At 67.4% G+C, this 17,714-nt stretch carries 15 protein-coding genes; 7 read left to right on the top strand and 8 right to left on the bottom strand.

Going from position 1 to position 17,714, the window contains the following annotated elements:
• Nucleotides 1-88: 88 nt before the first annotated feature.
• From AU193_RS13040 to ctaD, 3 genes are all read left to right on the top strand, one after another.
• Nucleotides 89-1,354 (top strand): FAD-binding oxidoreductase, encoded by a 1,266-nt coding sequence (locus tag AU193_RS13040; protein ID WP_064422799.1) that lies wholly within the window; start codon nt 89-91, stop codon nt 1,352-1,354.
• Nucleotides 1,355-1,473: 119 nt separating this feature from the next.
• Nucleotides 1,474-1,959 carry a GreA/GreB family elongation factor gene (locus tag AU193_RS13035; protein WP_064422798.1) on the top strand — a complete coding sequence of 162 codons (486 nt, stop codon included), beginning with the start codon at nt 1,474-1,476 and terminating at the stop codon, nt 1,957-1,959.
• Between the two features lie 105 nt (nt 1,960-2,064).
• Nucleotides 2,065-3,813 (top strand): cytochrome c oxidase subunit I, encoded by a 1,749-nt coding sequence (ctaD, locus tag AU193_RS13030; protein ID WP_064422797.1) that lies wholly within the window; start codon nt 2,065-2,067, stop codon nt 3,811-3,813.
• 10 nt (nt 3,814-3,823) lie between these two features.
• On the opposite strand, the gene AU193_RS13025 is transcribed toward ctaD, so the two are convergent.
• The 6 genes from AU193_RS13025 to AU193_RS13000 all read right to left on the bottom strand — a co-directional run bounded on the left by AU193_RS13025 (nt 3,824) and on the right by AU193_RS13000 (nt 10,393).
• Entirely contained in the window at nt 3,824-4,789 is a 966-nt protein-coding gene (locus tag AU193_RS13025; RefSeq protein WP_064422796.1) for an NAD-dependent epimerase/dehydratase family protein, read from the bottom strand.
• 5 nt (nt 4,790-4,794) lie between these two features.
• The gene (locus AU193_RS13020) at nt 4,795-5,265 is read right to left on the bottom strand and encodes a (2Fe-2S)-binding protein (protein WP_064422795.1); all 471 of its coding nucleotides are present in this window, start codon (nt 5,263-5,265) and stop codon (nt 4,795-4,797) included.
• Complete coding sequence (locus AU193_RS13015) at nt 5,258-6,133, bottom strand: xanthine dehydrogenase family protein subunit M (protein ID WP_064422794.1); 876 nt, start codon at nt 6,131-6,133, stop codon at nt 5,258-5,260. Before AU193_RS13015 ends, AU193_RS13020 begins: the two co-directional genes overlap by 8 nt.
• Nucleotides 6,130-6,834, bottom strand: a complete 705-nt coding sequence (locus AU193_RS13010; protein ID WP_064422793.1) for an SRPBCC family protein — start codon at nt 6,832-6,834, stop codon at nt 6,130-6,132. Before AU193_RS13010 ends, AU193_RS13015 begins: the two co-directional genes overlap by 4 nt.
• A gap of 14 nt (nt 6,835-6,848) precedes the next feature.
• On the bottom strand, nt 6,849-9,197 hold the full coding sequence (locus AU193_RS13005; RefSeq protein WP_064422792.1) for a xanthine dehydrogenase family protein molybdopterin-binding subunit: 2,349 nt from the start codon (nt 9,195-9,197) through the stop codon (nt 6,849-6,851).
• Between the two features lie 74 nt (nt 9,198-9,271).
• Nucleotides 9,272-10,393 carry an XdhC family protein gene (locus AU193_RS13000; protein WP_064422791.1) on the bottom strand — a complete coding sequence of 374 codons (1,122 nt, stop codon included), beginning with the start codon at nt 10,391-10,393 and terminating at the stop codon, nt 9,272-9,274.
• A gap of 134 nt (nt 10,394-10,527) precedes the next feature.
• Between AU193_RS13000 and AU193_RS12995 the strand changes: the two genes are divergently transcribed.
• The 4 genes from AU193_RS12995 (at nt 10,528) to AU193_RS12980 (ending at nt 15,050) form a co-directional block, all read left to right on the top strand.
• A complete protein-coding gene (locus AU193_RS12995) occupies nt 10,528-11,400 on the top strand; it encodes an alpha/beta fold hydrolase (protein ID WP_253867801.1) in 873 nt (290 codons plus the stop codon).
• A gap of 4 nt (nt 11,401-11,404) precedes the next feature.
• Nucleotides 11,405-12,862, top strand: coding sequence for a wax ester/triacylglycerol synthase family O-acyltransferase (locus AU193_RS12990; RefSeq protein ID WP_064422790.1), 1,458 nt, complete (start codon nt 11,405-11,407; stop codon nt 12,860-12,862).
• Nucleotides 12,863-12,889: 27 nt separating this feature from the next.
• The gene (locus AU193_RS12985; RefSeq protein ID WP_064422789.1) at nt 12,890-13,543 is read left to right on the top strand and encodes a M15 family metallopeptidase; all 654 of its coding nucleotides are present in this window, start codon (nt 12,890-12,892) and stop codon (nt 13,541-13,543) included.
• Between the two features lie 208 nt (nt 13,544-13,751).
• Nucleotides 13,752-15,050 (top strand): MFS transporter, encoded by a 1,299-nt coding sequence (locus AU193_RS12980; protein ID WP_064422788.1) that lies wholly within the window; start codon nt 13,752-13,754, stop codon nt 15,048-15,050.
• On the opposite strand, the gene AU193_RS12975 is transcribed toward AU193_RS12980, so the two are convergent.
• The gene (locus tag AU193_RS12975; protein WP_064422787.1) at nt 15,018-16,694 is read right to left on the bottom strand and encodes an alpha-amylase family protein; all 1,677 of its coding nucleotides are present in this window, start codon (nt 16,692-16,694) and stop codon (nt 15,018-15,020) included. The two genes, AU193_RS12980 and AU193_RS12975, sit on opposite strands and share 33 nt — an antisense overlap.
• Entirely contained in the window at nt 16,691-17,665 is a 975-nt protein-coding gene (locus AU193_RS12970) for a TIGR03885 family FMN-dependent LLM class oxidoreductase (protein ID WP_064422786.1), read from the bottom strand. The genes AU193_RS12975 and AU193_RS12970 overlap by 4 nt, the downstream gene beginning before the upstream one ends.
• Between the last annotated feature and the right edge of the window lie 49 nt (nt 17,666-17,714).

Raw genomic sequence — 17,714 nt, 5'->3', positions numbered from 1 at the left:
CGATTGTCGGGCACCGGCAAGTCGGAACACGGTCGCCCGGCCCACCATGGAATAACGAATAACCGTTCACGGTGATGGAGGGATTGCAATGGTCGGCGGCGAGCGCATCGACGGTGGGCCGCGGTCTGCGATCGTGGTCGGCGCCGGCATCGTCGGCTTGTCCACGGCGTGGTTTCTGCAGGAGCGCGGGGTCGACGTCACCGTCGTCGACCGCAGCGGGGTGGCCGCAGGCGCCTCCTGGGGCAACGCGGGTTGGGTCGCACCCGCGCTGACGGTGCCGTTGAACTCGCCGAAGACGTTGCGCTACGGGCTTCGCTCGTTGAGCGACCGCAACGCACCGCTGCACATCCCGCTGAGCGTCGACGGTGCGTTGTGGCTGTTCCTGATCCAGTTCGCCCTGAACTCCCGCTCATCGGTGTGGAACCAGGCGGTGGCGGCCAACGTGCCGCTCAACGAGGAATGCATCGAGGCGTTCGACGTCCTGATCGCGAACGGGGTGGACGCCCCGGTGACCGACGCCCCGATCACCGCGATCTTCCGCAGCACCGAGGATGCCGAGAACATGATGCGCGAACTACGTGCCCTCGAACGCGCAGGACAGGGTCTGTTCGTGACCGGCCTGTCCGGCGAGGCGTTGCGCGAGCAGGTGCCGTTGGCGTCCCCGGCGGTCACCGCCGGAATAAACATCAACGGTCAGCGCTTCGTCGACCCCGGCCGTTTCGTGCAAGCCCTGGGCCGGGCGGTCGAGGAGCGCGGGGCAGAGATCCTGACCCATGACGTGCGCGGTGTGTTCAGTTCCGGCAACCGGGTGGTGGTCCAGCCGTACAGCGGCAAGCATCTGACCGCCGAAAGCGCGGTGATCGCCACCGGCGCGTGGATGTCCCGGTTGACGGGCCACCGGCTTCGCGTCCCGGTGGAGTCGGGCCGCGGTTACTCGTTCACCGTGCCGGTGGATCGGCCCATCCCCGGCCCGATCTATCTGCCGGACGCGCGGATTGCGTGTACGCCGTACAAGGGTGCGCTGCGAGTGGCGGGCACGATGGAGTTTCGCGACCCGCACGAGCCGGCGATCGCCGAGCGGGTCGGCGCGATCGTCGACTCGGCAAGCCCCCTGCTGGAGGGAGTCCGGTGGGCCGAGCGCAGCGACATCTGGGTGGGTCCGCGGCCGATCACCCCCGACGGGCGTCCGCTCATCGGTGAGATGTCGCGAAACGTGTACGTCGCCGGCGGGCACGGCATGTGGGGACTGGCCCACGGTCCGGTCACCGGCCGGCTCTTGGCCGAACAGATCACGACCGGCAAGCAACCCGAAGCGCTGCGGCCCTTCGATCCGCTCCGGCGCGCAGTCGCATAGATCGCTCACCGACTTCGCCGGGACTTCTGCCCTTCACGGGCACTGCGAGTCGTCAGGGGCGGCGTTCTCACAGCCCGTAACCCGCCCCTGACGGCAACCCTTTCGAGAAAGGACCGAAAATGACCGAAGCGCAACGGATCTGGATCTCACAAGCTGCCTACGAGCGACTGCAGCAGGAGCTCGCCACGCTGCGTGAACTGAGCGCGAACACGGTCGGCGACGAAGACGCCGACGAGAATGCGAGCGCCGTCAAACGCGCCCGGCAAGCCCGCATTCAGCAGATCCACGAGATGCTCATCAACGCCGTCGTCGGCGAGGACCCGCCGGACGACGGCATCGCCGAGCCGGGCATGGTCGTCACCGCCCGGTATGACGACACCGGTGAGATCGAGACGTTCCTCCTCGGCGTGCGCAGCGCTGAACACGGCGACATCGAGGTGTACTCGACCCAGTCGCCGTTGGGCGCGGCGATCCTCGGCGCCCGCCCGGGTGAACGGCGCAGCTTCCGGACACCGAGCGGAACCGAACTCTCGGTCACGATGCTGACCGCGGTGCCGTACGGCATGCACAGCGACGACGGGGCGGCGGTGAACGCGGCCGGTTGATGCGGTCGGCCGCGTCACTTCGCGGAATGGCTTTCGGCTCGCAACCGGGCTACCTAGAATCGAGCAGACGATGACCCCTCGTCCCCGCGCCGAAGGGAGGGTCCTTTGACTGCCGAAGCGACCTCAGTACCGCAACTCGAGGTCCGTCGACCCTTCCCGGCCAGGTTGGGTCCGCGGGGCAACCTGATCTACAAGCTCGTCACCACCACCGATCACAAGCTGATCGGCATCATGTACGTCGTCACCTGCTTCATCTTCTTCTTCATCGGCGGGTTGATGGCGCTGTTTATCCGGGGCGAGCTCGCGATGCCGGGACTGCAGTTCCTGTCCAACGAGCAGTACAACCAGCTGTTCACCATGCACGGCACGATCATGTTGCTGTTCTATGCGACGCCGATCGTGTTCGGGTTCGCCAACCTGGTGCTGCCGCTGCAGATCGGCGCGCCCGACGTGGCGTTCCCGCGGCTCAACGCGTTCTCATACTGGTTGTTCCTGTTCGGCGGGCTCATCGCCATCTCCGGCTTCATCACCCCGGGCGGTGCCGCGGACTTCGGCTGGACGGCCTACGCCCCGCTGAGCAACGCGATCCACTCACCGGGCCCCGGTGGGGATCTGTGGATCCTGGGCCTGGCCGTCGCCGGCCTGGGCACCATTCTCGGTGGCGTCAACATGATCACCACCGTGGTGTGCATGCGCGCACCCGGTATGACGATGTTCCGGATGCCGATCTTCACCTGGAACATCCTGGTGACGTCGGTTCTGGTGTTGATGGTGTTCCCGCTGCTGACCGCGGCGCTGCTGGGCCTGGCCGCCGACCGCCACCTCGGTGCACACATCTACGACCCGGCCAACGGCGGCCCGATCCTGTACCAGCACTTGTTCTGGTTCTTCGGCCATCCCGAGGTGTACATCATCGCGCTGCCGTTCTTCGGCATCGTCACCGAAGTCATCCCGGTGTTCTCCCGCAAACCGATATTCGGCTACACCACGCTGGTGTACGCCACCTTGGGTATTGCGGCGCTGTCGGTCGTGGTGTGGGCGCACCACATGTACGCCACCGGCGCGGTGATGCTGCCGTTCTTCGCATTCACCACCTACCTGATCGCGGTGCCGACGGGTATCAAGTTCTTCAACTGGATAGGCACGATGTGGAAGGGCCAGTTGACGTTCGAGACACCGATGCTGTTCTCGTTCGGGTTCCTGGTCACCTTCCTGCTGGGCGGCCTCACCGGTGTGATGCTGGCCAGCCCGCCGCTGGACTTCCACGTCACCGACTCCTACTTCGTGGTCGCGCACTTCCACTACGTGCTGTTCGGGACGATCGTGTTCGCCACCTACGCCGGCATCTACTTCTGGTTCCCGAAGATGACGGGCCGGTTGCTCGACGAGCGGCTGGGCAAGCTCAACTTCTGGCTCACCTTGATCGGGTTCCACACCACGTTCCTGGTGCAGCACTGGCTCGGCAACGAGGGTATGCCGCGGCGCTACGCGGACTACCTGCCCAGTGACGGCTTCACGGTGCTCAACGTCGTGTCGACGATCGGCGCGTTCATCCTCGGCCTGTCGGTGCTGCCGTTCGCGTGGAACGTGTTCAAGAGCTGGCGCTACGGCGAGCCGGTCACCGTCGACGATCCGTGGGGTTACGGCAACTCGCTGGAGTGGGCGACGTCGTGCCCGCCGCCGCGGCACAACTTCACCGAGCTGCCCCGAATCCGTTCGGAGCGGCCCGCTTTCGAGCTGCACTACCCGCACATGGTGGACCGCATGCGCGCCGAGGCGCATATCGGCAGACACGCCACAGCCGGTGAATCGCAGTCCGGCTTCGGTCCGCGCACAGAGCCCGACCGCAGCTGACTCGCGCGTTTCAGAAGGACGCGATGATGGCGTCGACCGGCGACCGCCACGTCACGCCGAGGTCGCGGGTGGTCGCCGAGTCGTCGGTCGGCGTCGCAGCGGTGAGCAGCAGCGCGGCTTCATAGGTGAGACCGTCGCCCAGGTCGACAACGCCGGACAGCGCCTCTCCGACGATGCTCAGCCCGCGAAACATGCCCTGGCTGATCGGGATTCGCTTGAATCGACGGTTCGTGCCCCGCTCGAGGGCCGAAATCATGTCGTCGAACGCGATCAATTCGCCGCCGCATACATAGCGGCGTGGTCCGCGGCCCGGGACGAACAGCGCGGCATGCACGTCGGCGACATCGCGAACGTCGATCATCTGCATCCCGCCGCGCAGTCGCGGCGCGACGCCCCATCGCACCAGGGGCGCCCACCCGCGCTCGGTGACGCCCGCGGCGGTGTGGAACGCGGGTCCCACCACGCTCGACGGGTAGGTGATGACGACCGGCGCTCCCTGCTCCTGCAGTCGCCGCGCCACGCGGTCGGCGTAGGCCTTGGTCTGCGCGTACGGGCTGCGACCGGGCGCGGTGGGCGTATCGGGGCCGATCACCCCGTTCGGTGGTGGAAACAGCGCGCTGTAGCTGCTGACCAACACGACGGGGTCCAACCCGCCGGCCACCGCGCGAGTCAGCACCGCCTCGGTGGCATGGGCGTTCACCTCCCACATCAGCGAGGTGCGGCGCTTGTCGGTGCCGACCACTCCGGCGCCGTGCAGCACCGCGTCGCAGCCTTCGAGCAGCGCATCCACTGTGCCGGTCTGCCTGATGTCGCCGCTCAGCGTCTCGACGTCCCCGATCTCGGCGAGTTTGGCCAGTACCGGGGCGCCCTCCGCGTCGGGCGCGATGAGCAGGCGCACGCGGTGGCCGGCAAGCAGCAGGGCACGTACGCAGTGGGCGCCGACGTAGCCGGTGCCCCCCGTGGCGGCGATGAGCATGTGCCTCAGGTCATCTCGGCGGCACGGTGTACCGCGTTGATGATTCCCTGATAGCCGGTGCACCGACAGAAGTTGCCCGACAAACCCTCGCGGATCTCCTCGTCGCTCGGCTTGGGGTTGTCGCGCAGCAGCGCGGTGATGGAGGTGACGAAGCCCGGTGTGCAGAAACCGCACTGCAGCCCATGGCATTCGCGCAAGGCGGCCTGCACCGGCGACAGTTCACCGTCCGCGCCGCCGATGCCCTCGACGGTGGTGACCTCCATACCCTCGGCCTGGACGGCGAAGATCAGGCAGGCGCGCACCGCGTCCCCGTTGAGCAGCACCGTGCAGGCGCCACAGGCGCCGTGCTCACAACCGAGGTGGGTACCGGTCAGGCCACACTTCTCCCGAAGGAAGTCCGCAAGTGTGAGACGCGGTTCCACGGTCGCCGAGAATGTGCGTCCGTTGACCGTCACTTCGACCGGCATCTCATGCATCGCTTGCCTCCGTGATGGCGCGGGACCAGGCGCGAGCGACCATCGTCGCCCCGACCTTGGCCCGGTAGGCGGCCGACCCCTGCAGGTCGGACGGAATGTCTTCGAGGCCGGTCAGTGCGAGCCTGCCGACCTCCTGTGCGCTGATCTCGTGGACCGGTCGACCGGTGACGGCGTCCTCGGCGGCGCTACCCCGTAGCGGTGTCGAACCCAGACCCAACAACCCTATGCCGCAACGACTCACCCGGTCATCGTCGTCGAGCTGGACCGCCACCGCGGCCCCCGCGATCGCGAAGTCGCCGTGGCGGCGGGCGAATTCCTCCAGTGCGAAACCGGACCGCCCACCCCAGACGGGGAAGTGCACCGCGGTCAGCATCTCCCCCGGCTGCAGCGACGTCTCCCAGAGACCGGTGAAGAAATCTCGCGCCGCGATCTGCCGGGAGCCCGTTGAGGAGACGACATCCATCTGCGCGTCGAGCGCGAGCGCGACCGCCGCGTACTCCGCCGCGGGATCGGCGTGTGCGATGGCCCCGCCGAGCGTGCCCCTGGTGCGGATCTGGAAGTGCCCGATGTGCGGGGTGGCCAGCGTCAGCAACGGAACCGATTCCGCGACTTCGTCGTCCATTCCGACGAACGAGTGCGGGGTGCCTGCCGCGATGCGTACCGCGCCGTCCACCAGGTCGATGCTGCGCAGCTCGTCGATCCGGGAGATGTCGATGAGGTTGTCGAAGTGCGTCAGTCGCATCGCGAGCATCGGCACCAGACTCTGGCCGCCGGCAAGGATTTTCGCGTCCTCACCGTATTCGGCGAGCATGTCCACCGCCTCCTTCACCGAATCGGGGCGGTGGTAGGTGAACGGAGCGGCTTTCACGGCCGCAGCCGCTCGGTCGGCGCGTCGAGCAGTCGCACCAACGCGGCCTGCAGCTCGTCGGCCAGCGCCGCGGGCGCCTTCCTGCGGCGCCGGCCGATCAGGAAGCCGACCGCCAGGCCACCGGCGACCGCGGCCGCGACCGGTGCCGCGCGCTTGGCCATCGGCAGCGCAACGACTTTGAGCATGTCGATGGAATCACCCGCGTCGGGCTGAGCCGCAACCGCCGCCGTCTCCGTGGTCGGTGCGGTGGTCGCGGCGCCGCCGAGAAGATCCGATTCGAGATTCTTGGCGAACTGTCCGATCAGGTTCGTCGACACGTCGGCCAGTACGCCGCGGCCGAACTGAGCGGCCTTCCCCGAGATGGTCAAGTCCGTGTTGATCGCAACGACGGTCGCGTCACCCTCGTCCTTGAGTTGCGCGGTCACGACCGCGGCCGCGTTACCACTGCCGCGGGTCTCCTTGCCCTGGGCCTTGATGACGACACGGCGAGCGGCCTTGTCACGCTCCTGGAACGATGCCTCGCCCTGGTAGGACACCGTGATCGGGCCGACCTTGACCTTCACCGCGCCGGTGAAGGCGTCGCCGTCGACGGACAACAGCTGAGCACCCGGGATACACGGTGCGACGCGTTGGACGTCGTTGAGTGCCTCCCATGCCGTGTCCACCGGCACGGCGACCCGGAATTCGTTGTTGAGTTCCACTGTGGCTGTGTTCCTTACTTCTTGGCGTTCTCGATCGCCTCGACGATCGCGGCGGGGCTGGCGGGTAGGCGGGTCAGGGTGACGCCGAGAGGTGCCAGGGCATCGTTGATCGCGTTGATGACGGCGGGGGTCGAACCGATCGCGCCGCCCTCGCCGACACCCTTGTACCCGCCGACGCCGGGTCCGGGGATCTCAACGTGGCCGTACTCGATCGCGGGCACCTCGGTGGCCGTCGGCAGCAGGTAGTCGACGAAGGTGCTCGACAGCGGGTTGCCGTCGTCGTCGTAGGCCATGTCTTCGAGCAGCGCACCACCGATGCCCTGCACGGTGCCGCCGGCGATCTGACCCTCGACGACGTTGGGGTTGATCATCGGGCCGACGTCCTCGCTGACGATGTAGCGGGTGAGGGTGACCCGCCCGGTCTCGATGTCGACCTCACACGTGCAGGCGTGGGTGGCGTTGGCCCAGTGGATCATCGCCTCGGGTGGTGAGGCGAACCGCGCGGTCGCCTCCAGTGACGACGAGACACCGGCCGGCAACTGCTGGGGTTCGTAGTAGGCGCGGTAGGCCAGATCGGCGAAACTCACGCTCTTGTCCGGGTTTCCGCTCACCACGGCCCGCGAGCCGGTCAGCTCCACCTCGGCTTCGTCGACCTCCAGGCGCGGCGCGGCCATCGCGATGATCTGCTTGCGCAACAACGCGCCCGCCTCGGCGACCGCGCCCGCGGTCATCGGACCGCTTCGGCTGCCCTGCGTGCCCGCGCCGTACGGGGTGACCGCGGTGTCGCCCTGGATCGTCGACACGTCGGCGATGTCGGCGCCCAGCGCGTCGGCGGTCAACTGCACGACCGTGGTCTCGAGGCTGTTGCCGGTCGACCCGCCGTTGACGTAGACGTTGATCTTCCCGGTGGGCTCCATCCGGATGGTGCAGCCCTCGGTGCCGAGGTGTCCGGTCGCGGCGCCGGTCGGTTCGATGTAGGCCGAAAAGCCCAGCCCGATGTAGCGGCCCTCGGCCAGCGCATCGGCCTGTTCCTTGCGGAAGCCCTCGTGGTCGAGGATCTTGACGGCCTGCTCGAAGGTGTCGGCGGGAGCGACGTGGTCGTAGGGCATGCCGTTGGGATTGAAGTAGGGCATCTCGTCGCCGCGCAGGATGTTGCGCCGCCGCAGTTCGACGGGATCCATGTCCAGCTTGCGGGCGGCGATGTCGAAAAGCACTTCGCGGGCCAGCGTTTCGTACTGCCAGGGACCGCGATACGCGTGCAGGCCCGCGGTGTTGGAGAACACGGTCTTGTAGTTGAAGCTGGCCTTCGGCACCCGGTACGGGCCGGGGAAGAACATGCCGACGGCGGCGGTGGTCAGCACCGGGTACGGGGTGGGGTAGGCGCCGACGTCGTAAGCGAAGTCGATGTCGACGGCGAGTATGGTGCCGTCCTCGTCGAGCGCCATCCGTGCGGTGCCGTCGACGTGGCGAGCCTGACCCGCCGACATCAGGTTCTCGCGGCGGTCCTCGATCCACTTCAGAGCCGCCGGCACCTTGCGCGCGGCCAGCATGATGCACATGTCCTCGCGCATCGGCACAACCTTCTGTCCGAAGCCACCGCCGGTGTCGCGCATGATGACTCGGACGTTGTGCGCGGGAATCCCGAGTAGGCGGGCGCAGAACGCCCGCAACTCGTGGGGTGTCTGCGTCGACGCCCATATGGTCAGTTCCTCGGTCGCGGGCGTCCACTCGACGACCATGCCGCGGCACTCGATCGGCACCGGCGCGTAGATCTGCTGATAGACGGTCGCCGACGCGACGCAGGCCGCGTTGGCGAAGGTCTCCTCGTCGGGTGGTGCGCCACCCATACCGCCTGCGACGTTGTCGGGATAGGCCTCGTGCACGACGGGAGCGCCGGCCTCCGTACCGCCGATCGCCTTGGTGAAGTCGGCGACCGCGGGCAGTGGTTCGTAGTCGACGTCGACCGCGTCGACGGCGTCCTCGGCGAGGTAGCGGCTGTCGGCCACGACGAGCGCGACGGGATCGCCGACGAACTTCACCTCACCCTCGGCCAATGGTGGTCGCGGCGTGTCCGGGATGTCCTTGCCGGCGACCGCGTGCCAGGCTTCCTTGACGTCGGGATTGAGATCGTCGGCGGTGAAGACCGCGTGCACACCGGGCATGGCCAGCGCGACCGACGCGTCGATGCCTTTGATCGTCGCCCTGGCGAACGGGCTTCGCACGAAGCAGGCGTGCAGCATCCCGGGCCGCACGACGTCGTCGACGAAAGTGCCGCGCCCGGTGAGAAGCCGGTTGTCCTCGACGCGCGCGACCCGGGTTCCCGCATAACGGGTCGCGACCTTCTCCGCTGAAGCAGAAGTCACCGGTTCACCCTTCTCCTCGCCATGTAAAGAGTGACGTTATCGCATCCGAGAACGACATTTCCATACGCGTTGTCTCATCCCTCGTGGTGGATGCGACCGTCCGTGTCGCTCAGCGGTCTGCCGCCGCCTCCCCACTTGCGGGCGATGATCTCCGCCGCGATCGAAACCGCGGTCTCCTCGGGTGTCCGAGCGCCCAGATCGAGGCCGATCGGGCTGGCCAGCCGGGTCAGTTCGGCGTCCGTGAGGCCGCACTCGCGCAACCGCCGCATCCGGTCCTCGTGGGTCCGGCGCGATCCCATCACCCCGATGTAACCGACCTCGGGCAGGCGCACCGCGACCCGGAGAACGGGAACGTCGAACTTCGGATCGTGCGTGAGCACGCAGATCGCGGTGCGGGCGTCGATCGCGCCCTGCTGGGCCTGTTCGGTGAGGTAGCGGTCCGGCCACATCGCCACGACCTCGTCGGCACCGGGGAAGCGGGCCGGGGTGGCGAAGACGGGGCGGGCGTCGCAGACGGTGACCTGATATCCGAGTAGGGCGCCCTGCTGTGCGAGGGCGGCGGCGAAGTCGATCGCCCCGAAGATCAGCATCCGCGGCGGCGGTGCGTGGCTGGCGACGAACACCTCCATGCCCGTCTCCTGGCGTTGCCCGTCGGGGCCGTACGACAGCACACCTGTGCGGCCGACGGCGAGTAACCCGCGCGCGTCGTCGGTCACGGCGGCGTCAACACGCGCCGAGCCGAGTGATCCGTCCACCGAATCCGTGCCGATGACCAGGCGGCGCCCGATCCGGTCGGCGACGGGGTGTGCGATGACGGTGGCTACGGCGGTGGGCCGGTGCGCGGCGATGCCGTCCGCGATCGCCTGCAACTGCGGGAAGGTGCCGCGGGACACCGGCTCGGCGAAAATGTCGATGATGCCGCCGCATGTCAGTCCCACGGCGAATGCGTCGTCGTCGCTGATGCCGTAGCGCTGCACCTCGGGGCGTCCCGAGGAGACGACCTCGTTGACCAGTTCGTAGACGGCGGCCTCGACGCAGCCACCCGACACCGAACCGGCTACCGAGCCGTCGGGAGAGACCACCATGGTGGCGCCCGGCTGGCGTGGCGCCGAGCGGATCGTGCGCACGACGGTGGCCACACCGGCGGTGCCGCCGGACCGCCACACGGTCAGCAACTCCTCGAGCACCTCGCGCACGCTGGCAGTCTAAGCCCGTAACGCTGTGCGAGTGCTCAGCGGTCAGCGGCGCGATCCGTCGGACGGCGCGCGGTGCTGGGCTCTATCGTGGAGATATCGCCTGGAATCTGCTGAGACCTCTCTCCGTTCCGCGGGTGCCTCCGCTACCCGCGGTGGCCTCGGTCGCCAACATCCCGGACGGCCGGATGGTCGAACTTCCCGGCCGGGGCACCACCTACGTCGTCGACTCGGGCCCCCGGGACGGACCGACGTTCGTGCTGCTGCATTCGCTGGCGTGCACAGGCGTGATGACGTGGTACCCCGCGCTGGACGCGCTGCAAGACTTCGGTCGCGTCGTCGTCTTCGACCAACGCGGTCACGGCCAGGGCATCGAAACCCCTCGGTTCCTGCTCGAGGACTGCGCCGACGACGTCGCGGCACTGGCCGACGTGTTGGCCGTCGACACCTTCATCCCCGTCGGATATTCGCTGGGATCGCTTGTCGCGCAATTGGTCTGGAAGCGGCACCGGGAGCGCGTCGACGGCCTGGTGCTGTGTGCGGCGACGGCGGCGGTGAACCGAGCGAGCTACGAGCGGGTCGCGACCGGGTTGTTCGCGGCGATGCTCGATTCGCTAAGCCCGCCGGCCCGGCGACTCGACCCGGCCAAGGCCGTGACGCCGGGGTGGCTGCGCGACCATCAGTGGCTACTGGGCCAGGTGCGCAGCACCTCACCCGGTGCCATCACCCGGGCGGTCGCCGAGGTGATCCGATTCGACTCGTCGACCTGGATCCACGAGGTTGACGTCCCGACGGCGGTGATGGTGACGACGCGGGACCGCGCGTTCGGCGTGCGGCGGCAGCGCTGGCTGGCAAGTCGGATACCCGGCGCCGAGACCGTCGAGGTGGAAGCCGGACACGCCGGATGCACGTTCGCCTCCGACAAGTTCGTCGCGGGACTCGTCCTTGCCGTCGAGTCGGTGTGTGCGCGCCTGCCTTCGACCCGGCGGTACCGAGCCGCCGAAGGTTAGCGATGTGAAGCGCCTCAGTGGTTGGGACTCGCTGCTCCTGTCCAGCGAAACACCGAACGTGCACCAGCACACAATCAAGATCGCCGTGATCGACACCTCGCGCTTCGAGGGCGAGCCGACGTTCGACGCGTTCCTCGAGACGTTCCGCAAACGCCTGCCTGCGCTCGATCCGTTTCGGTACGAACTCGTCGACGTTCCACTGAACCTGCATCGGCCGGTGTGGCGGGAAGGCGCCGACATCGACTTCGGATACCACGTCCGAAGAGTCACCGTGCCGGACCCACGCGGGCGTGCGGGACTGGACGCGCTGATCGGGGAGATCGCGAGCACACCCTTGGATCGCAGCCGACCGCTGTGGGAGCTGTACTACGCCGAAGGAGTCGCCGAAAACCGCGTCGCGGTGATCGGCAAGGTGCACCACGCGTTGGCCGACGGCGTCGCCTCGGCGAACCTGATGGCTCGTGCGATGGAATGGCCCGGCGCGGGCGAATCGCTGTCCGGAGGCGACGTCGACTCACCGTCGGCCGCCGGTCTGCTGGTGTTCGCGGTTCGTGATCACCTGCGCCAGCTCGCGGGCCTGCCTGGCGTCGTCAAAGAGGTTGTCGTGGGCGCATACCGACTTCAGCAGCGAGCACGTCAGCGCCGTCGCCATCCAGATCTCGCCGAACGGTTCAAACCGCCCCCTACCTTTCTCAATCGCAAGATCTCGGCGGGACGCTCGTTCGCGACCGCCAGCCTGTCGCTCGACGAGGTGAAAGCGACCAGCAGACATCTCGAATCGACCATCAACGACGTGGTCCTCGCAATCGCCGCCGGCGGATTACGCACGTTGCTCCTCGAGCGCGACGGAGGCGCCGACCACGCGCTGATCGCCTCAGTTCCCGCCGCGACCGACACCTCCCCTTACCGGATCACCGGCAACGAGTTGAGCACCATGCTGGTGTCCCTGCCGGTACAGATCGCCGATCCGCTGGAAAGGCTGCGGTTGATCCGGACGGCCGCGCTGATCGCCAAAGAGGACAACGAGTTACTCGGCCCCGCCACCGTGGGCAAAGGTCTACGGTACGTACCGCCCGCGGCGGCCCGTGCCACCTTCGGCTTGATGTCACGACGTGAGGCGCCGAACCGGTTGTTCAACCTGATCGTGTCGAACGTGCCGGGGCCCCGCGAGCGCGGCCGGATCGCGGGTGCGGTGGTCACCGAGATCTACTCGATCGGCCCCCTGGCCGCCGGTTCGGCGATGAACGTGACGGTGTGGAGCTACGTCGATCAGCTCAACATCTCGGTGCTGTGTGACGACCTGGCGTTCGACGATGTCCACACCGCCACGGACGCGTTCATCGCCGCTTTCGCCGAACTGCGCGGGGCCGCGGGCCTGGGAGATACGACCACCGACATGCCGGGCGCTCTGCCGCGGGTCAGCGCGGATCGAATTCGATGGGAAGCCTCGCGGGGCCCGTGATTTCAACCAGTCCGGAAGCGAGGCGATATGCGCAGAGCCTGGGCAGTGGCGGCTGTCGCCCTCGCGTGGCCGACGGGAGTTGCCACCGCGACACCGGACGCACCCGTGCCGCCCCTGACAGATGCGGCCCGGGCGGCCGGACTCGTCGATGTGCGCACCGTCGTGCCCGACGCGGTGATCGACCTGCGCTATGCGACGACCGACAACTTCGTCGGCGAGCAGCTGTACCCCGCCGATGCGCGGTGCCTGGTCCACCAGTCGATGGCACCCGGCTTGGCGGCGGCCGCCGACGCGTTACGCCCCGGTGGGGAGGTGCTGGTGTTCTGGGATTGCTACCGCCCACACGACGTACAGGTGCGGATGTTCGAGGCCGTCTCCGATCCCGGGTGGGTGGCCCTGCCCGGCCCCTACGCCACCAGCCATGAAGCGGCGTTGTCGGTCGACGTGACCCTGTCCCGTGACGGCGCCCTCGTCGACATGGGTACCGGCTTCGACGAGTTCACTTCGCGCGCCAACGCTTATGCCATCGACGGGGTCAGCCCCGCAGCTCAGACCAACCGCAGACGGTTGCGCGACGCGATGGGCGCAGGCGGGCTCACGGTTTATGCCGGCGAGTGGTGGCATTTCGACGCGCCGGGTGCGAACCGGCGGCACCCGATACTCGACGTTCCCGTGAACTAACTGTCTGCCACGCCCGTCAGGCGGCGGCCGGATCGGCGGTCATGGCTTGGCAGTAGGAGCACAGGTTCGGCCCGAGTGTCGGGTAACCACATCCGCCGCAGATCGCGACCGCGGTGACTTCTTCGGCTTCGGGCATGACGGTTATTTACCCCCTTGAAACCCAATTAATCCCGGGTACGCGACGAAGTTCTGGAAAGCTGCCCACGACATGGCTACTGCACAGCTCGCTCCGGTCAGCGGCACCCACAGCGCGCAGCGAGCCTGGGTTGCGGTCGCACTGCTTGCGATCGTCGGGACGCTGAACTACGCGGACCGGTTCCTGCCCGCGGTCCTCGCCGAACCGATCAGGGCCGAACTGGACCTGTCCGATACCGCGCTCGGCGTGATCAACGGGTTCGGCTTTCTGGCCGTCTACGCCGTGCTCGGCCTGCTGATCGCCCGGATCGCCGACCGTGGTGCGTTCGGGCTGGTGGTGTCGACGTGCCTGACGCTGTGGGGCGCGATGACGATGCTGGGCGGCGCGGTGCAGTCGGGTCTGCAACTGGCGCTCACCCGCGTGGGCGTGGCGATCGGTGAGGCCGGCAGCACACCGGCCGCGCACGCGTATGTCGCGCGCAACTTCGCACCACAACGGCGTGCGGCCCCGCTGGCGGTGATCACGCTCGCCATCCCACTGGCCAGCGCGGCCAGCCTGATCGGCGGCGGCCTGCTGGCGCAAACCCTGGGCTGGCGGATGGCGTTCGTGGTGATGGGGGCGATCAGCGTGGCGTTCGCGCCGCTGGTCCTTCTCACGCTCGGGCGCGGGCAGTCGATGCCGGCCACCACCGAAGACGAGGTCGATGTGCCCGCCAAGGCCTGGGATCTGCTGCGCAAAGGCAGCTTCGTGGGTGTCGTCGTCGGAGCGTCGTGCATCTCGGTGGCCGGCTACTCGTTGACGGCCTTCGCCCCCGCTTATCTGGTCCGGACCCGCGGTATGGAGTTGGGCGAGGTCGGGGTGCAGTACGGCATCGCCAGCGGGTTGACGGGCATCCTCGGCCTTCTGGTCGTCGGCCGGGTCGCAGACCGGTTGTCGGCTTCCGATCCTCGGTGGCTGCTGTGGCTGGTGGTCGCAATGACCGCTGCGATGCTCCCGTTCTCGGCACTGGCGTTCACGGTGGGCGACCGGACGCTGTGCATATGGTTCATCTCGCTGAGCTACCTCGTCGGCACGGCGTACATGGCGCCGTCCATCGCGGCCATCCAGCGACTGGCCCGACCCGAACAGCGTGCGACGGCTTCGGCGATCTTCCTGTTCTTCGGCGCCATCGTCGGGTCGGCGGGCCCGTTCCTCACCGGTGTCATCAGCGATGCGCTCAAGGACGACCTCGGTGCGATGTCGCTGGGGCGGGCGCTGCTGATCGTGCCGGTGTTCCAGGTGGTCGCGATCGCCTATTACCTGCTGGCCAGTCGAAGGTTCGTCCGTGAAATCGTCGAATCAGATGATCGGCGGGTCGTCGGGGCGCAATAGCCGCAACCACCGGTAGCCGTACGGTTCCACGCCGACCTCGATGCGGCCCTTGTCGTCGAGTTGGTGTTCAGTGAGGTCGTCGAGCAGGTCGATGAGCTTGCAGCCCGGCGCCTCGTCGAGTTGGATCGGCACGAGGCAGCCCTCGGCACCGAAGTTGTGCAGGGCGACCATTGCCCACCCGGACTTCTCGCGGCAGACGTGTGCCAGCACAGCGGAATTCGGCTGCTTCAGAATCTCAAGCGTCGACCATCCGATCTCGGGTTGGGACCGGTAGGTGTAGATGAGATTGCGCATGAACCACCAGAAGGACTGATGGTCGTGGCGCTGGCCGGCGGCGTTGACCCGGTCGGGACCGTACATTCCGTCGGGCTGGGGTCTCGGCAGCTTGCGCGTGGCCGCCCTGGAGAAGCCACCGTTGACACCGCTGGTCCACTGCATCGGGGTGCGCACCGCGAAGCGTCCTTCAACGTGGAGGTTCTCGGCCATGCCGATCTCCTCTCCGTAGAACAGGACCGGGGTGCCGGGCAGCGAGAACATCAGCGAATAGGCCATCCGCATGCGCCGCTCATCGCCGCCGAGCATGGCCGGCAGCCGCCTGCGCAGACCGCGCCCGTAGAGCTGCATGTCAGAGTCGGGGCCGAAGGCGTCGAAGACCTCCTGGCGCTCGTCGTCGCTCAGTTTGTCGAGGGTGAGCTCATCGTGATTGCGCACGAAGTTGGCCCACTGGCTCGTGACGTCGAGCGGCGGCCGCTGCATCAGCGCCTCGGCGATCGGTCGGGCGTCACCCCGCGCCATGGACAGGTAGACGTTCTGCATGCCGATGAAGTCGAACTGCATGTTGAGCCCGTCGCCGTCGGGGCCGCCGAAGAACGACTTCTGATCGGGATACGGGACGTTCACCTCGCCGAGCAGCACTGCATCGCCGACCCGTCGGGTGACGAAGTTGCGGACGTCGCCGAGGTACTCGTACGGGTCGAACACACCGGGATCGCCGGGCGCTCCGTCGCGGGCGAAGAGGAACGGGACGGCATCGACCCGGAAACCGGATACCCCCAGCTCGAGCCAGAAGCCGAGCACGCGCGAGATCTCCTCCTGCACAACCGGGTTGGCGATGTTCAGGTCCGGTTGGTGCTTGAGGAAGTGATGCAGGTACCACTCGTCGGTCTTCGGATCGCGCTCCCAGAGGCTGTCCTCCTTGTCCGGGAACACGACGTCTTTCCTTCTCGACTTCGGTTTGGTCGCACTCCACACGTAGTAGTCACGATACGGATCGTCGGTGCTGCGGCAGGCGGACTTGAACCACGGGTGGCGGTCCGAGGTGTGGTTCATGACGAAGTCGACGATCACCCGGATCCCGGAGGCCTTGGCGGTGCGCACGAGTTCGACGAAGTCGCCGTGCGTTCCCAGGCGCGGGTCGACACCGAAGAAGTCGACGATGTCGTAGCCGTCGTCCACCCGCCCGGTGGGGTAGAACGGCATGAGCCACAGACACGTCACGCCGAGGTCGGCGAGGTACTCGATGCGCTCGGTCATGCCGCGGATGTCGCCACAACCGTCGCCGTTCCAGTCGTAGTAGGTTTCGATGTCGACGCAGTAGAAAACTGCGTTCTTCCACCACAGGTCGCCGGTCTCGATCTTCCTCACGCGGAAACCGCCGTCGGATTGAGCCGGGGCAGCACGTGTTCGCCGAACGCGTCGATGAAACCCGTCTGCTGTTGTCCGACGAAGTGCAGGTACAACTCGTCCCAGCCTTGTTCAAGATCCTGCTGCAGCCACGCGACGTGCTTGCCCAAATCGCTTGAGATCCGGACCGATTGACGCATCTGCTCGGGGGCGACCTTCTCGCCCATGACGTCGAATGCCTCGACCGTCTCGGTGTCCCAGCAGACTGGGGGATCGAACACGTTACTGCGCCACTGATCGTGGGCGATCGCGAGCGCCTCATCCTCCGACGGCGCCCAACTGAGGTGAATCTGCAGTCGCGCGGGCCCGCGGCCGCCGGCGTCGCGGTAGGCCCGAAGGACCTTCTCCAGCGCTTCTCTCGACTGGTTCACGGTGACGAGCCCGTCGGCCCAGGTGGCGTGTCGGGCGGCGGTTTCCGGCGTTACGGCTGGTCCGACGAGATCCGGAATCTTCTCGGGTCGGGTCCACAGTCGCGCGCGATTGACCTGGACCAGACCTTGGTGGCTGACCTCATCACCGCGGAGCAACCTTCTGATGACATCGACGCACTCGACGAGGCGCTGGTCGCGCACTTCTTTGCGCGGCCATTCGTCGCCGGTGATCCGCTCGTTGGACGCCTCACCCGAACCGAGCGCCGCCCATATCCGGCCCGGAAACATCTGTGCGAGCGTCGCGATCGCCTGGGCGATGATCGCCGGGTGGTACCGCTGCCCCGGCGCATTGACGACCCCGAACGGCAATTGCGTCGTAGCCAGTGCCGCACCGAGGAAGGCCCACGCGAAACCGGACTCGCCTTGTCGCTCACTCCAGGGGCTGAAGTGGTCCGATGACATGGCTGCGGTGAAACCCGCCCGTTCGGCGTGCTGGACGTCGCGCAGCAGTTGCGCCGGATTGATCTGCTCATGAGAACAGTGGAAACCGATGACCGTCATAAGTCACCGCGTACCCGTTCTTCACCGCTCTTACGTGAACGTCAGCCGC

It is taken from the genome of Mycobacterium sp. GA-1285 (assembly GCF_001499905.1).
Taxonomy (GTDB): Bacteria; Actinomycetota; Actinomycetes; order Mycobacteriales; family Mycobacteriaceae; genus Mycobacterium.
The sequence above is the reverse complement of the archived record's forward strand: the minus strand, read 5'-3'. Positions and strand labels throughout refer to the sequence as shown.

Coding starts and splice junctions, on each gene's coding strand:
- AU193_RS12970 (WP_064422786.1), bottom strand. CDS start 17,665: ATGACGGTCATCGGTTTCCACTGTTCTCATGAGCAGATCAATCCGGCG.
- AU193_RS12980 (WP_064422788.1), top strand. CDS start 13,752: ATGGCTACTGCACAGCTCGCTCCGGTCAGCGGCACCCACAGCGCGCAG.
- AU193_RS13025 (WP_064422796.1), bottom strand. CDS start 4,789: ATGCTCATCGCCGCCACGGGGGGCACCGGCTACGTCGGCGCCCACTGC.
- AU193_RS13020 (WP_064422795.1), bottom strand. CDS start 5,265: ATGCATGAGATGCCGGTCGAAGTGACGGTCAACGGACGCACATTCTCG.
- AU193_RS13040 (WP_064422799.1), top strand. CDS start 89: ATGGTCGGCGGCGAGCGCATCGACGGTGGGCCGCGGTCTGCGATCGTG.
- AU193_RS12985 (WP_064422789.1), top strand. CDS start 12,890: ATGCGCAGAGCCTGGGCAGTGGCGGCTGTCGCCCTCGCGTGGCCGACG.
- AU193_RS13035 (WP_064422798.1), top strand. CDS start 1,474: ATGACCGAAGCGCAACGGATCTGGATCTCACAAGCTGCCTACGAGCGA.